This window comes from Delftia sp. ZNC0008 (genome assembly GCF_000799035.1).
In the GTDB taxonomy this organism is placed as follows: Bacteria; Pseudomonadota; Gammaproteobacteria; order Burkholderiales; family Burkholderiaceae_C; genus Comamonas; species Comamonas tsuruhatensis.
Genome location: NZ_JTKZ01000946.1, coordinates 1 through 13,790 on the forward strand (window position 1 = coordinate 1; position 13,790 = coordinate 13,790).

The following is a 13,790-nucleotide window of genomic DNA, read 5'->3' on the forward strand; positions in this document are numbered from 1 at the left end:
GTCCAAGAAAGGAACCCCTGACATGACCGACTACCAGAACCTGCTGGCCCGCAAGGCCGAACTCGAAGCCCAGATCGCCCAGGCCCAGGCCGAGCGCAAAGCCGAGGGCATCGCCGCGGCCCGCGCGCTGATCCAGGAGCACAGCTTGACCGCTGCCGATGTCTTCCCCCAGGGCAAGGCCAAAAGCAGCGTGGGCGTGCCGAAGTACCGCGACCCGGCCACGGGTTCCACCTGGACCGGGCGCGGCAAGCCCCCGAACTGGATCAAGGGCAAGGACCGCACGCCCTTCAAGATTTGATTCTCATCACCATAACGGTGTCTTTGGACAGGGCCTCCCCCCGCTATTTGCTAAACAGCTCGGATAAGGACTGTGCCCTGCTTATTTCGGCTTGTTCACTTATAGATATCTCTTCTGCGGTGGAAATATCCTTCGCCTGTTTATCGCAGAAATCCTTATCAACCAAAGCCAAATTTGCAAGACGATTAGCGCGAAACTTGACTGTTTGCCGAGCAGAAATTTCCGCTTCACCTTCGAGGGACTGAACAACCTTGAGCCCAGCAATCAATGCATCTACACTGATGATAGCCATATTTATTCTTCTAATTGAGTCAACTGCAGGCAATTGCTCATTAGATACTGACCTCAGACGATCAGCCAGGGATTCCGCCATATAAATTGAGCTATCGACACTGTAGTTCTCTCTGTCATTAATAGTTCTTTCCAACTCATTTCCCCATGCTTCCGTAGCGTCAAAAAGATCGGCTAGTACACAGTATTGCATCCGATTTCTAATTCGCTTTTCTTCTGCATCCCTCTGGAGCTGTTGCTCATGCTGAAGGCGCAGGGTTTTTCTTGCCAAATAGAAACCCGAAAATATAGCGGCAACTGATCCAATTGCTTGCACCCAGCTGGCCCATTCGGACTTTGTCATACATATCGCCCACCAATTTCTCCAGAGAAAACAAAACTCCTCTGGAGCAGCAGTTTGCAAGGCAGAAATAGCCATCTGATTTTCAATCATCGCCCTCTCCTTTCATGAGTGGCGAATCCTAACCCCCCATAGCCCGTTTGGCAGTCGCCTCTCGGGCTTTTTTGCATGGAACCCACAATGTCTGAGAACAGCAAGATCGAATGGACCGACCACACGTTCAACCCCTGGGAAGGCTGCCAGAAGGTGGGCCCAGGCTGTGACCACTGCTATGCCGAGACCCGCAATGCGCGGTTTGCCGGCGGCCAGGCCGTGAACTGGGGTCCAGGCGCTCCGCGCCGCCGCACCAGCCCCGCCACCTGGGCCATGCCGCGCCGCTGGAACGCCCAGGCCGATGCATTCATGGCGCAGCATGGCCGCCGCCAGCGCGTGTTCTGCGCATCGCTGGCCGACTGGGCGGACAACGCCGTGCCTATCGAATGGCTGGTGGACCTGCTTGAGCTGGTGCGCACCACGCCGCACCTCGACTGGCTGCTGCTGACCAAGCGTGTTGGCATCGTGCGGCAACGCCTGCAGGAGGCCCACAACTGGGTGCTGGACAACTGGCCGGCAGTGGATGCGCAGCCGCTGTCACAGTGGCTCCAGGACTGGACCGAAGACGACAACCCGCCCAGCAACGTGTGGCTGGGCGCCACCATCACCAACCAGCCCGAGGCCGACCGCGACATCCACAAGCTGCTGGTCGTGCCGGCGCGCCGGCGCTTCCTCTCCATGGAGCCCCTGCTGGGACCTGTGGATCTGACCGTCATCGACATCAATGGTGACTGCGAGATCTACCCGCTGCGCGGCACCACCCAATGCGTCAATCAAGAGCATGAGCCGGCGCCAGATCTGCCCGCGCTGGACTGGGTGATTGTCGGCGGAGAGAGCGGCCCAGGTGCGCGGCCCATGCATCCCGACTGGTCCAGTGGCCTGCGTGACCAGTGCCAATCGGCCGGCGTGCCCTTCCTGTTCAAGCAGTGGGGCGAGTGGCGGCCGATCTCACAGATGAGCGAAGGTGAGGACCGAGCTCTGTGGCGGTCCCGTGTGATTGCAAAGCCCCACGAGGACCAAGCCAACCTGGATGACATCTATGGCCGTGTGTGCAGCACGGAGAGCACGGTCATTCACCTGGACGGCACCGTGCATCACCTCCTGGAGCCGAACGCTTTCCCGCCCGGCGCCATGACGATGTACCGGGTCGGCAAGAAGGCCGCAGGCCGCCAGCTGGACGGCCGCACCTGGGACGAGACGCCCGCCAGCTGAACCCACACACAACCACCGAAGCCCTCCCGGTATGCCGCGAGTGGCTTTTTTTTGTCCCAAAGGAACCCTGCATGGCGAACGCGCCACCCATCACATTAGGCAGCGTCTGCAGCGGCATTGAGGCCGCGAGCGTGGCGCTCGGTCCGCTGGGCTTTGTGCCCGCCTGGCTCAGCGAGATCGATCCCTTCGCCAGCGCCGTGCTGGCCCACCACTACCCGGCCGTGCCGAATCTAGGCGACATGACCGCAATCGCGCGGCGCGTGCTCTCCGGCGAGGTGTCCGCGCCCGATGTCCTGTGCGGTGGTACGCCCTGCCAAGCATTCAGCGTCGCGGGCCTGCGCAATTCCCTTGCCGATGCCCGCGGCAATCTCACCCTCAAATTCGTGGAGCTTGCAGATGCAATTGACCATGTTCGACTTGCCGCTGGAAAGCCTCCAGCCGGCATCCTCTGGGAAAACGTCCCGGGCGTCCTCAGCACCAAGGACAACGCATTCGGGTGCTTTCTGGCAGGCCTTGCCGGAGAAGATGAGCCGCTTCAGCCACCAGGGGGCCGCTGGGCAAACGCTGGTGCTGTGTATGGACCAGCGCGGTCAGTCGCATGGCGGACCCTGGACGCCCAATATTTCGGAGTGGCCCAACGACGCCGCCGTGTGTTCGTTATCGCAAGCGCTCGAAACGGGTTCGATCCCGCAGCGGTACTTTTTGAGTGGGACGGCATGCGCCGGGATACTGCGCCGAGCCGAGAAGCGGGGCAAAAACCTGCCGGCAGCCTTACAGCAAGCGCTGGGCGCCGTGGCGGCGTCAACGACCCAGAGCGTGGCCAGCTCGTAGACACTGTCGCGACGATCGATGCCAGCTTCGGGCGCCTGCAAGGGGCCAGTGGCCAGGACGCAAACCACGGGCACAGCCACCTGATCCCACAGATCACGCACACCCTGCGCGGTGAAGGCTTCGACGACAGCGAGGACGGCACGGGACGCGGCACGCCGCTGATCCCCGTCGCGTTCGACACCACGCAGATCACCAGCGCGGCCAACTACAGCAGCCCCAAGCCTGGTGATCCGTGCCATCCGCTGGCGGCCGGCGCCCACGCTCCGACCATCGCATTCCCCGCGCGCATGTCCGCAACTCAGCATGCCAGCACCGAGAACCTGAGCCCGGCCCTGGGCGCCACAAACCCAACGGCCGTGGCTGTGCAGGCCTCGCAATCTGGCGTGCGCATGAACGAGACCGTGGGCACCCTGGACGTCAACTATGGAAGCCGCCGCCACAACGGCGTAATGCTCGGCGCCCAGGTCCGCCGCCTCACCCCAACCGAGTGCGAGCGCCTGCAGGGATTTCCTGATGGCTACACGGCTATCCCCTGGCGCGGCAAGCCCTCCGACGCCTGCCCAGACGGCCCCCGCTACAAGGCGCTGGGCAACAGCTGGCCGGTGCCTGTCGTGCGCTGGATCGGCGCCAGGCTCGCCAGAGCGCTCCGCAACTGACCCTCCCGCTTCGGCGGGTTTGCTTTTTCTGCACCCCATGACCCCGACCCCACCCCAGTGCCCGCTGCTGCAGCGCGCAGGCCACGTCATCAACACCACTGCAGCGCATTGGCAGCTGCTCCCCGAAAGGCAACCATGAAGATCATCAAGACCTCCGAGGCTCTTCCGAAATCTGGCCGCTACGTCCTCGCTTGGTTGGAGGGCGCGAAGATCCCAATGCGAGCCATGTGGGCAGCCCAGCACACCCTACCGCTTGGGGATGACGCCGATCCCGAATGGGGTGAATACAGCGAGGAGAAAGACGAATACTTCTGCCCCGCCGGCTGGTACGAGATGAACCAGCACGAGGAGCAGCATTGGGGCGTCGATGGCAACGTGGTGGCGTGGTGCGAGCTGCCACGCCTGGACCACCAGTGCCTGGCCCAGATCGATGAGCCGGCCCAGCCCGTATGCTGGATTCGGTTTTGCAGCGATGGCAGCACCGAGGGGCCGATCATGCACAGCCAGATCTGCGAAGCACGCAAGACCTCTGGCGCCTGGACGCCGCTCTACGCCGGGGCAGCTCCTGCCGCTGTGGCTGGTCCGGCCTGGGACAAGACGCGCCGCGACCTTGCCATCGTGATGATGGGCTTTGCCGGCAACCCCAGCCGCAGCCTGGAGGTGGCCGAGATCGTGCTGGACGCCGCTACCGAGCCGGGCGCGCCCATGGCATACCTGCGCGCCCCGGCAGCGCCCGCCCTGGAAGCGCCTGCAGCCCCGACCGCGCCCTGGTGCCCGGATGTGTGCCCCATCACTGGCCGCCCCTTCTTCATGTGGATCGAGCATCACAAATCAGGCCAGTACGTGCCGACCTACGGCGGCCCGCACGACAGCTACACGCTGCCGGTCAATGGCTCGGACGGCTCTTTCGAGTGCGAGCGCTACGACCACGACCGGGGCGGCTGGCTGACCGATGAAATCCAAGACCTGGGCCTGATGATCGTGGATGACCAGTCGTTCATCGTGGCGGCAGACCATCCCCGCTACAACGAGGTTGAGGAATTCGCCAATGGCGCAGCCACTTTCGCCGCAGCGAAGCCCGGCAGCATGATCGCCGTTCCGTTCGACCTGATCGCCTCGGCATGCAGTGCCATCGACAAGAAGCGCGATGCTCCGAAGACCCTTGCCGAGCTGCGCCGGTACACCACGGGCGACCTGTCCTGCGCCGCGCTGGCAGCAGCGCCGACACAACAGGGATCTGAAGCCTCGGCCAGCGGCGCCAAAGTGCTCACCGACGAAGACATGGAAGCCCTGAGCCTCACCCACGGCCTCTCTGGCGATGTCGAAGAGATGGCGATCATCGTGGAGACGATGGTCTTGGATCGGCTGGCGGCAGCACCACAGGCGCCCGCGCCTGAAACAGTGGCGTGGCTCAACAAGCCCATCAAGATAGAAGGCGGAGAGAAAGCCGGCGACCTGCCGCCAACGGTAGATTTCAAGCGACACGCGGCAGGCCACGAATGGCTCCAAGCCGAACCCCTGGTGCGTCTCTCCGATGCGCTGGCCTATGCGAAGGCGATGGCAGCAGCGCCCCAGGCACCTGCTGCGCCCTCGGCCGGCATGACGTCGCGCGACAAGGCCACCCAGGACCATATCGCATCGGTGATGCTCCAGCACGGCACGCCCGAGCAGCAGAGCCAGGCCCTGGCCTATGCCAGCGGGGCAGCACCTGCTGCGCCTGCAGTGGATGACCCCGTCAAGGTGTTGAGCCAGGCCGCGCGGGACGTGCTGGCCGAGCGCCGCCGCCAGGTCGAAGCCGAAGGCTGGACGCCAGAGCACGACGACCAGCACGACGAAGGCGAGATGTGCTTTGCGGCGGCTGGATATGCAGCAGTTGCATCGGACAACCTGCAGGCCATCTCCAGGGACATCGACCGCGACCTGACGCTGGACGACAACGTGTACCCGCCGACCAACTATCCATGGCCGCGTTCCTGGGAGTTCAAGCCATGCACGCCGCGCCGCGCCCTGGTCAAGTCTGGAGCCCTGATCCTGGCCGAGATCGAGAGGATCGACCGTTGCAGCCCGGACGCAGCCCAGGCAGCAGCCAAGGGGGAGCACGGCAATGGCTGACTGCTACATCGTCAGCACGAAGCACACACGCCGCGACGCGCGCTACATCACGTTCTGGCGGCCGGAGAACTCTGGCTACTCCTGGCCTCTCCCCTGGTCTGGCCGATACAGCAGCGAGAGCGTGATGGAGAGCCTGGACTACTACAACAACGGCCACAGCACCGTGGCCGTGCCATGCAGTGTCATCGACCCCATGGGCGTGCCGCCCGAGCCCGGGATGGTCGATGGCGATGCCGGGCCTGTCGTGCTCAACAACAAAGCGAACTGGGCCGCCATCTTGGCTGCCGCGCTGGCTCCTCCGCTCCACCACCCAGAACCGCAATACAAGGGCGCCCGCAAGGCCCGCAGGCGCCCCGCAGCGCACAAGGAGAGCACATGACTCTGCTTGAAATTCTGGCGCAGTACATGACGAAATGGCCCGCAGGCTTTGGCCGGGTGATCCAGGACGATTCCGGGGCAGCCCTGGCGTGCGCCGGCTTTGGCGAACGCTACCCATTCCTGCAACTCCCGGTGATCGCCACCGACCGCGCGACCGCAGTGGCCACCGAACCCAAGTGGAAAGCACAGCGCGCCCAGGCGCAGCAGAAAGGACCACATGAAGGTTGAGCGTTCAAACGCGGTCGTGCACCTCACGATCAGCGACATCATGCAATCCCACCGACTGGACCCCGTACGGGTCACGCTGGATGACATTGAGCCAGGGCGCGGCAGAATCACCATCGAGTGCTACGGCAGAGCCTGGGCGTCGTACTGGGGCGCCATGGGCGATCAGGGCATCGCGCAGTTCTTCGCCAGCTGCGACAACCACTACCTGATCAAGAACTTCGCGCCTGGCCTGAACTCCACGCGGTTCAACGGCGAGGCGCTGGCGAAGTTCGCGCGCAAGACGATCTGCCTGCGCCGCCGATTCCGGGACCATCGCACGCAGATGAAATACGGGAGCCTCGACAAAGAACAGGCGCGCGAGCTGTTTGACGAAGCCGACGATCTCAGTGACTGCGAAACACAGGACTCCTGCTGGAGCCATTCCAAGCTCCTCGAAGAAGTTTTCCACCAGGAGTGGTGGTACGCGCTTGGCCCTGAATCCGAGGAGCCAAACCCGGAGTACGGCTACCTGGAGCGCATCTGCAATGCCGTGCGCGAGGCCCTGCAGCAGCTCGCGCCGGCAGCCGAGAAAGGACAGACCCCGTGACCACAGCACCAACACCCTCCCGGGCGGATGCGCTCATCCGCGAGCACCGCGCCAGCATGCACCCAGAGATCCTGCGCGCCTGGGCCTCGGATGCAGTCGATGAGCTGGGGCGCCTGCTCGCACAGGTCCACAAGCTGGAAATGCAGGCCCTGGACCTCGCCTCCGAGAACAGCATCCTCAAGCGCGCAGAGACGGATGAGCTGGAGGCGCGCAAGCCGCTGCCGCTGAGCGATGACGACCGATTGCGGCTGCGCTCCGATGTCGCCCGCGCGATCTGGGATGTCATGCGCGAGCACGAGGACCGGTGCGATCACGCGCTCGAAGACGTGGAGCCAAAGCACCAGGTCTGGGATTGCGCCGATGCTGCCATTGAGACGGCGCTCGGCATCATCCCGAGGCCCAATCCGCTCATCGCCCGGCGCGAGGTAGTCGCAGGCGGTCCCGTGCGCGTCACTCGCCTGCACCTGACTGACGAGGGCCGCGCCGCGCTCACATCCAAGGCCACCGGCCCGCTGCCGCCCGCGCGCGTGGATGAGCTGATGGCCGACGCCGGCTACTTGGGTGCATCCGCCGAGAGTCGAGCGGACTTCATCAACGGCATTCGCCACGGCGAGGTCGCCCACGGCATCACCGGAGGATTGTCATGACCAAAGAGGAACTGCAGCGCCTACGCGACCTCTCCAAAGCCGCCGAAGGCAGTGGGCAGTGCGTCTGCGTCAACCCGAGCGACATGCTCGGCCTGCTGGATGTAGTGACCACGATGGCGCGTGCGGTCCACGCGCTCCAAGTTATCAACCACGAACAGCGCAAGCTTCTCGATTCCACCATCTGCAGCCAAGGCCCCATTGTCGAAGTCGAGTGGCTGCGCGTGTCCAGGGTGCTGGAGGGCGCTCAAGCTGTTGTCGAAGGATCATCATGAAGATCGCCAGGCCCAGCGAACGCGACATCGACGCGGCCGGGGAACTGCTCTCCCTGATGAACGACCTCTCCAGCGGGTACTGCCCATGGGATGGGGGCGAGGACGCCACCTACTTCGATCCTGATGACCGCAAGCACCTGCGCCGCCTCTACGACGTGCTTGACAGCCTCCTGGATCGCGCGCCTGGCTTCACCAACCGCGTGATCGGCGGCATGTGCTACGTGATCTGCTGGGACCGTAACGAAATCCTGGACCCTGCAGACGATTGCCTGGCGCTGCATCCAGACCTACTGGCCGGGCTGCGCCTGCTGCAAGCACAGCGCGCCGACTTTCTCCCACGCCTGGAGCGCGAGGCCCGCGCGGCTGTGGCCAGCACCATCGAAGCGGCGGCAGCCCGGCACGTCGCCGAAATGCGCCTGTCCGCCGATGTGGCGGCGATCCAGCGCTCCTTGCCTCATCAGTGGCTCGGCGGCTGGGATTTGGCGTCGGGACCAGACAGGACCGTTTGGTGGCTCTGGCGAGCGTAGCTCGCACCACCCTCCAATCAACCAGCCCCGCCTTTGAGCGGGGTTTCTCATTTCTGGGCTCGCAATGAACATCAACCAGTTCAGCACCTTCAACGGGGTGCCGGTATTCCAGACTCCATATGCAGTGACCGTGCATGTGGCCTGGGAGCTGCGCCGGCACCCAATCGCCAAGCGCCGCCGACGCTGGGCCGCTGTGCGCGTGGAGAGCCAGTTGCCTTCTTGCTTCCGGACCCCGCAAGGACTGTTCATGCATCCGGCTGTGTTCGCTCGGCTGCGCGAGCACTTCCGGGCGTACAAGCTGCCATGACAACACCACGCGACTCCTGGGAGGCCGCTGACAAAGCCTACCTGACCCATCACTTTGCGTGTCCCCAGTGTTGCGCAGCTGGCGTCTTGCCTGGTCGGCACGAACGTTGCCACGCTGGACAGACGATCTGGACTCAATACCTCAATGCCGGTACGCCGCCACATTTCACTTGGATAAATCAACCCAGGGTGCGCGGAAAGAACCCGTTTTGAGCCCCAAATTCGGTGGATTACATGAAACACACAGTTACAGAACCTTGCGCCCCAGGAAATACCGTGCCATCCCAGGGCGCGGATTGGGTGCTTGCCACGAAATACAAGGAAATGACTGGCATCACGCCGATGACCGTCCATAACCGCCGTCGCGCCGGCATTTGGCTGGATGGCACGCATTGCGGCGTCGTGGGCAGACACCTCTATGTAAACGTAAAGGAAGCAGATCAGTGGATAAAAAACCAGCTCCATCAACTCCGGCAGGCGTGACAGTCCGGGAAATGGCCACGGGCGCTCGAATTCAGATCGCGTTCTCGTGGCACGGGCAGCAATGCCGCGAACTGCTACCCCCTGGGCCGGTCAACAAGGGCAGCATCCAGTACGCAGCAAACCTGCGTGCTGAGATCCGGCGCAAAATCACAGATGGCACGTTTGTGTATGCCGAGTACTTCCCGGCCAGTGCGAAGGCCCGCGCGCCAGATCCGCTTTCCTGCCTGATGGAAGAGATGTTGGTGAAGCAATTGGAGCTGTACCGCAAGCAGGTCGAGAACGGGAAGATGTCGCCAGCCACATTCCGTGGCTACGAAAAAAGCATCAGCGGGGAGCGCATGCGGCGATGGCATGGTCTCAAGCTCCATGAAGTCACCCCTTCCGCCCTCCGGGAGTGGATCAGCGGGATGGACTGCACCAGCAAGGCTATCCGGAACATGCTGATTCCCTTGCGCAGCGTGTTTGAAGATGCGCTGAACGACGGACTAGTCGAGTTCAATCCCTTCGATCGGCTCGCGCTCACCAAGCTCATCCGCCAGACGAGCAAGGCAAGCGACTATGTGATCCAGCCCTTCACTCAGGCGGAGCGGGAGCAGATCCTGCTGGCGTGCAGAGACGATGAGCGGCCGATGGTTCAGTTCTGGTTCAACACTGGTCTGAGGCCGGGCGAACTGCAGGCCCTCGAATGGAGACACATAGACTGGGAGAAGGAAACGGCCCGGATCGAGCAAAACCAGGTCGTGGGTGTGCTCAAGGCACCAAAGACGGCCGCAGGCATCCGCAGCGTGGACCTGAACTTCGAGGCCATGGAGGCCCTGCGAACACAGAAGGCCTACAGCATGCTCCGCGGCGCACGGGTTTGGCTCAACCCTCGGACGCTCGAGCCGTGGACAACTGATGCCCAGGTGCGCAAGACCGCATGGATGCCCATCATGCAGCGTTCCGGCATCCCATACCGGAACCCCTATCAGGTGCGGCATACCTACGCTTCTTCGATCCTGACCGCCGGTGCCAACCCGTGGTATGTCGCCCAGCAACTGGGCCACGAAGATGTGGAGATGGTCTTTCGCACCTACGGGAAGTTCATCCGCGAGGACTACCAGAAGCCCCGGGCCACGCTCCAGGCGGTGAACTGAGCCCGTGTGAATCCGGTGTGATTCCGGTGTGAATTTCAGGGCAACACAAGGCAACGAGCGGGCAAGAAAAAACGCCACACATCGGGTTCTCCGTTGTGTGGCGTTGTCTTGGATGGTGGAGCTGGCGGGAATTGAACCCGCGTCCGCAAGCCTTCGCCGGGCAGATCTACATGTTTAGCGTTCTGTTTTGAGTCTCGCCTCCCGAGTCGCGCAGGCGCACGCTACCCGGGATGCCAGCTTCCTTGGATCTTGCCACGTACTAAGAAGCCCAGCACGCAGCCAGCTGATGTGAATTCCCTTGCAGCCGGGAGGTATTGCTACCCCCTTGCCCAGCCCATCAGCGTGCTGTTGCAAGGCTCACCGGATTTAAGCGGCGAGTGCGAAACGTTCGTCGTTTGCAGTTAGTTTTTTGAATGGAGATTTACGAGCGTCAATCAAGCTCGACATGCACCACACCGGTCCCGAACCCACGTCGAAACCAGGACAGCCCCAAGGCTCCTATCTTAGCCTCTTTCCAGCAGTTTCAAGAGCTCCAGCGGAGAATTGATTTGCGCATCCGCCTGCCAGTGCAGCGTATCGCCGGCTGCGCCAAGGTAGCCGTAGCAAGCCGCCACGGTCTTCATGCCTGCGGCCTTGCCTGCAACGATGTCGCGCTCGTCGTCACCGACATAGACAAAACTCTCGGGAGGAAGGCCGATACGCGCGGCAGCCTCCAGCAAGGGTGCAGGATGGGGCTTTGCGTGGGGCGTGGTGTCGCCGCTGACGACGGCTGACGCAGTTGCGAACAGCGGCATCTGTTGCGTCAGCGGATCGGTAAAGCGCATGGACTTGTTCGTGACCACGCCCCAGGGCATGGACACAGCCTGGAGTCGTGCAATCAGTTCCTCGACACCCTCGAACGCATAGGTGCGCTCTGTCATGCATTGCTCGTAGTTGCGGAAGAACTCCTCGCGCATCTGCGCAAACTCGGGCGAGTCGGGCGTGAGCCCGAACCCCACCCCCAGCATGCCCCGCGCCCCCGCGCCCGCCATGGGTCGATATCGCTCATAGGGAATTGAAGGCATCCCCCGATCCGTACGCATCCTGTCTGCGGCTGCAACCAGGTCTGGTGCACTGTCGATCAAGGTGCCGTCCAGATCGAACAGCACGGCTCGGACTTCTTTCCACATGCGGCTTACCCTTCGGCCCGGCGCGTGGCCAGCATGTAGTTCACAGATGTGTCTGCACTGAGCCAGTAGCGCCCGGTGATGGGGTTGTGCTGCAGGCCCTTGCTGGCCTGCAGATCAAGGCCAGCCTGACGGGCGAACATGGCGAGTTCGCTGGGCTGGATCAGTTTCGCGTACTCATGCGTTCCCTTGGGAATCATCTTGAGCAGGTATTCTGCCGCGACGATGGCCAGACCGAAGGCCTTTGCACTGCGGTTGATCGTGGAGAAGAACACCCAGCCGCCAGGCTTGACCAGCTCAGCACAGGCCGACACCACGGAGGCGGGATCGGGCACATGCTCCAGCATCTCCATGCAGGTCACCACATCAAAGGAACCAGGCTGCTCCTGGGCCAGACGCTCCACACTCACTTCGTGGTAGTGAATGTTGGGCGTACCCGTCTCCAGTGCATGCAGCTGGGCCACGCGCAATGCCTTGGTGGCCAGATCGATGCCAACCACTTCGCGCGCACCCTTGCGCGCCATGGAGTCGGCAAGGATGCCGCCGCCACACCCGACATCCAGAATTCTGCGCCCCTTCAAGGGAACTTGCGCATCGATCCAGTCCAGCCGCAGCGGATTGATCTGATGCAGGGGTTTGAACTCACTTTCCGGGTCCCACCAGCGATGGGCCAGGCTGGAGAATTTCTCCAGCTCCGCCGGGTCGGCGTTGAGGTTGATTGCGTTGCTCATGGCGTCGATTGTCGGCGATTGCGGCGACCGTTCAGCCATAAAAAAAGCCCCGTTGCCGGGGCTTTTGCGAGAAGCAATCGAAAGATTACTGGGCGGCGCGGGTGCCGACCACTTCGATTTCCACGCGACGGTTCTTCGCGCGGCCTTCCTTGGTCTTGTTGTCGGCGATAGGCTGCTTTTCGCCCTTGCCTTCGGTGTAGACGCGGTTCTTTTCGATGCCCTTGGACACCAGGTAAGCCTTCACGGCTTCAGCGCGGCGAACCGACAGCTTCTGGTTGTAGGCGTCAGAGCCAACGGAGTCGGTGTGACCCACGGCGATGACCACTTCCAGGTTGATGCCCTTGACCTTGGAGGCCAGGTCGTCCAGCTTGGCCTTGCCTTCGGGCTTCAGAACCGACTTGTCGAAGTCGAAGAAAGCGTCGGCAGAGAAGGTCACCTTGGAGGCCACGGCCGGAGCGGGTGCCGGTGCGGGTGCGGGAGTTGCCGGAGCGGGCGTTGCGGCGGGAGCCACAGCGGCGGCCACAGGCTTCAGAGCGCCGTCGCAGTCAGCAGCTGCAGTGGCGGGCGTCCAGTTGGCATCGCGCCAGCACAGTTCGTTCGTGCCGTTCTTCCACACCAGTTCGCTGGTGCCGTTTTGCCAGTTGTCGATGGTCTTGCCACCGTCAGCAGCCTTCACTTGTGCGCCAGCGGCCGTTGCGAGGGCGGCAGAGGCAAACAACATCGCCACTTTGTTCAGTTTCTTCATGGTTCTCCTCTTGGGGAAAAAGCCGCAGCAGGGCTGCGAATCTGTGGACGTCATCAGTGACCATCACCAAAAACGTTGAATTGATTGTGCCATACGTCACATGCAGACGGACCGCCAAGCGGGGGCCAACAAGTAGGACAGCGGCGGAATTCCAGGGTTATGTTGCTCGGCTGCTACACGTCATTCGACCTAAAATGGGCCTTTTCCCGCCGTCAGAGTATCGCCACACATGACCCAGTTTGCTAAAGAAACCCTGCCCATCAGCCTCGAAGAGGAGATGCGTCGCAGCTATCTCGATTACGCAATGAGCGTGATCGTGGGCCGGGCGCTGCCCGATGCGCGAGATGGTCTCAAGCCTGTGCATCGGCGCGTGCTTTTTGCCATGCACGAGCTCAACAACGACTGGAACCGGCCGTACAAGAAGTCGGCGCGTATCGTCGGTGATGTGATCGGTAAATACCACCCGCACGGCGACAGTGCGGTGTACGACACCATCGTGCGCATGGCGCAGGATTTCTCGCTGCGCCACATGCTGGTGGACGGTCAGGGCAACTTCGGTTCGGTGGACGGGGACAGCGCGGCGGCGATGCGTTACACCGAAATCCGCCTGTCCAAGATTGCCCATGAAATGCTGGGCGATATCGACAAGGAAACGGTCGATTACGGCCCGAACTACGACGGCAGCGAGCGCGAGCCGCTGGTGCTGCCTGCGCGGCTGCCCAATCTGCTGGTCAACGGTTCCTCGGGCATTG

At 62.6% G+C, this 13,790-nt stretch carries 18 protein-coding genes and 1 other RNA gene; 14 read left to right on the forward strand and 5 right to left on the reverse strand.

What is annotated here, in order from left to right; all coding sequences use genetic code 11:
- Window positions 1-22: 22 nt before the first annotated feature.
- Window positions 23-298 carry an H-NS histone family protein gene (locus L995_RS30395; protein ID WP_047475173.1) on the forward strand — a complete coding sequence of 92 codons (276 nt, stop codon included), beginning with the start codon at window positions 23-25 and terminating at the stop codon, window positions 296-298.
- A gap of 43 nt (window positions 299-341) precedes the next feature.
- Here the strand turns inward: L995_RS30395 and L995_RS33600 are convergent, their stop codons facing one another.
- Window positions 342-1,022 carry a hypothetical protein gene (locus L995_RS33600; protein ID WP_156136160.1) on the reverse strand — a complete coding sequence of 227 codons (681 nt, stop codon included), beginning with the start codon at window positions 1,020-1,022 and terminating at the stop codon, window positions 342-344.
- An 87-nt stretch (window positions 1,023-1,109) separates the two neighbouring features.
- Here L995_RS33600 and L995_RS30400 point away from each other — a divergent pair, with 87 nt between their 5' ends.
- The 12 genes from L995_RS30400 to L995_RS30455 all read left to right on the forward strand — a co-directional run bounded on the left by L995_RS30400 (window position 1,110) and on the right by L995_RS30455 (window position 10,396).
- Complete coding sequence (locus L995_RS30400) at window positions 1,110-2,234, forward strand: phage Gp37/Gp68 family protein (RefSeq protein ID WP_047475177.1); 1,125 nt, start codon at window positions 1,110-1,112, stop codon at window positions 2,232-2,234.
- A gap of 71 nt (window positions 2,235-2,305) precedes the next feature.
- A complete protein-coding gene (locus tag L995_RS30405) occupies window positions 2,306-3,721 on the forward strand; it encodes a DNA cytosine methyltransferase (RefSeq protein WP_047475179.1) in 1,416 nt (471 codons plus the stop codon).
- Between the two features lie 225 nt (window positions 3,722-3,946).
- Entirely contained in the window at window positions 3,947-5,833 is a 1,887-nt protein-coding gene (locus L995_RS31530) for a hypothetical protein (RefSeq protein WP_052195899.1), read from the forward strand.
- Window positions 5,826-6,212 carry a hypothetical protein gene (locus L995_RS30420; protein WP_047475181.1) on the forward strand — a complete coding sequence of 129 codons (387 nt, stop codon included), beginning with the start codon at window positions 5,826-5,828 and terminating at the stop codon, window positions 6,210-6,212. The genes L995_RS31530 and L995_RS30420 overlap by 8 nt, the downstream gene beginning before the upstream one ends.
- Window positions 6,209-6,439: a hypothetical protein gene (locus L995_RS30425; protein ID WP_047475183.1), complete on the forward strand. Its 231-nt coding sequence runs from the start codon at window positions 6,209-6,211 to the stop codon at window positions 6,437-6,439. Before L995_RS30420 ends, L995_RS30425 begins: the two co-directional genes overlap by 4 nt.
- Window positions 6,429-7,025 carry a hypothetical protein gene (locus tag L995_RS30430; protein ID WP_016454812.1) on the forward strand — a complete coding sequence of 199 codons (597 nt, stop codon included), beginning with the start codon at window positions 6,429-6,431 and terminating at the stop codon, window positions 7,023-7,025. Before L995_RS30425 ends, L995_RS30430 begins: the two co-directional genes overlap by 11 nt.
- Window positions 7,022-7,672 carry a hypothetical protein gene (locus tag L995_RS34100; protein ID WP_193584796.1) on the forward strand — a complete coding sequence of 217 codons (651 nt, stop codon included), beginning with the start codon at window positions 7,022-7,024 and terminating at the stop codon, window positions 7,670-7,672. The genes L995_RS30430 and L995_RS34100 overlap by 4 nt, the downstream gene beginning before the upstream one ends.
- A complete protein-coding gene (locus tag L995_RS30440) occupies window positions 7,669-7,944 on the forward strand; it encodes a hypothetical protein (protein WP_016454358.1) in 276 nt (91 codons plus the stop codon). The genes L995_RS34100 and L995_RS30440 overlap by 4 nt, the downstream gene beginning before the upstream one ends.
- On the forward strand, window positions 7,941-8,471 hold the full coding sequence (locus tag L995_RS30445) for a hypothetical protein (protein ID WP_016454359.1): 531 nt from the start codon (window positions 7,941-7,943) through the stop codon (window positions 8,469-8,471). Before L995_RS30440 ends, L995_RS30445 begins: the two co-directional genes overlap by 4 nt.
- Before the next feature lie 64 nt (window positions 8,472-8,535).
- Window positions 8,536-8,778, forward strand: coding sequence for a hypothetical protein (locus L995_RS30450; RefSeq protein WP_016454360.1), 243 nt, complete (start codon window positions 8,536-8,538; stop codon window positions 8,776-8,778).
- A 233-nt stretch (window positions 8,779-9,011) separates the two neighbouring features.
- Window positions 9,012-9,260, forward strand: a complete 249-nt coding sequence (locus tag L995_RS32610; RefSeq protein ID WP_034363741.1) for a hypothetical protein — start codon at window positions 9,012-9,014, stop codon at window positions 9,258-9,260.
- 11 nt (window positions 9,261-9,271) lie between these two features.
- Window positions 9,272-10,396 (forward strand): site-specific integrase, encoded by a 1,125-nt coding sequence (locus tag L995_RS30455; protein WP_016454361.1) that lies wholly within the window; start codon window positions 9,272-9,274, stop codon window positions 10,394-10,396.
- Window positions 10,397-10,509: 113 nt separating this feature from the next.
- Here L995_RS30455 and ssrA read toward each other — a convergent pair.
- The 4 genes from ssrA to ompA form a co-directional block, all read right to left on the reverse strand.
- Window positions 10,510-10,887: a transfer-messenger RNA gene (ssrA, locus tag L995_RS32615) on the reverse strand.
- 12 nt (window positions 10,888-10,899) lie between these two features.
- On the reverse strand, window positions 10,900-11,565 hold the full coding sequence (locus L995_RS30460) for an HAD-IA family hydrolase (protein WP_047475189.1): 666 nt from the start codon (window positions 11,563-11,565) through the stop codon (window positions 10,900-10,902).
- Window positions 11,566-11,570: 5 nt separating this feature from the next.
- Window positions 11,571-12,293: a bifunctional 2-polyprenyl-6-hydroxyphenol methylase/3-demethylubiquinol 3-O-methyltransferase UbiG gene (ubiG, locus tag L995_RS30465; RefSeq protein ID WP_017406940.1), complete on the reverse strand. Its 723-nt coding sequence runs from the start codon at window positions 12,291-12,293 to the stop codon at window positions 11,571-11,573.
- Window positions 12,294-12,378: 85 nt separating this feature from the next.
- Entirely contained in the window at window positions 12,379-13,038 is a 660-nt protein-coding gene (gene ompA / locus L995_RS30470) for an outer membrane protein OmpA (RefSeq protein ID WP_016449510.1), read from the reverse strand.
- A gap of 229 nt (window positions 13,039-13,267) precedes the next feature.
- On the opposite strand from ompA, the gene L995_RS34595 reads away from it, so the two are divergent.
- The coding region (locus L995_RS34595) for a DNA gyrase subunit A (protein WP_331428964.1) at window positions 13,268-13,790 on the forward strand (523 nt) is incomplete at its 3' end.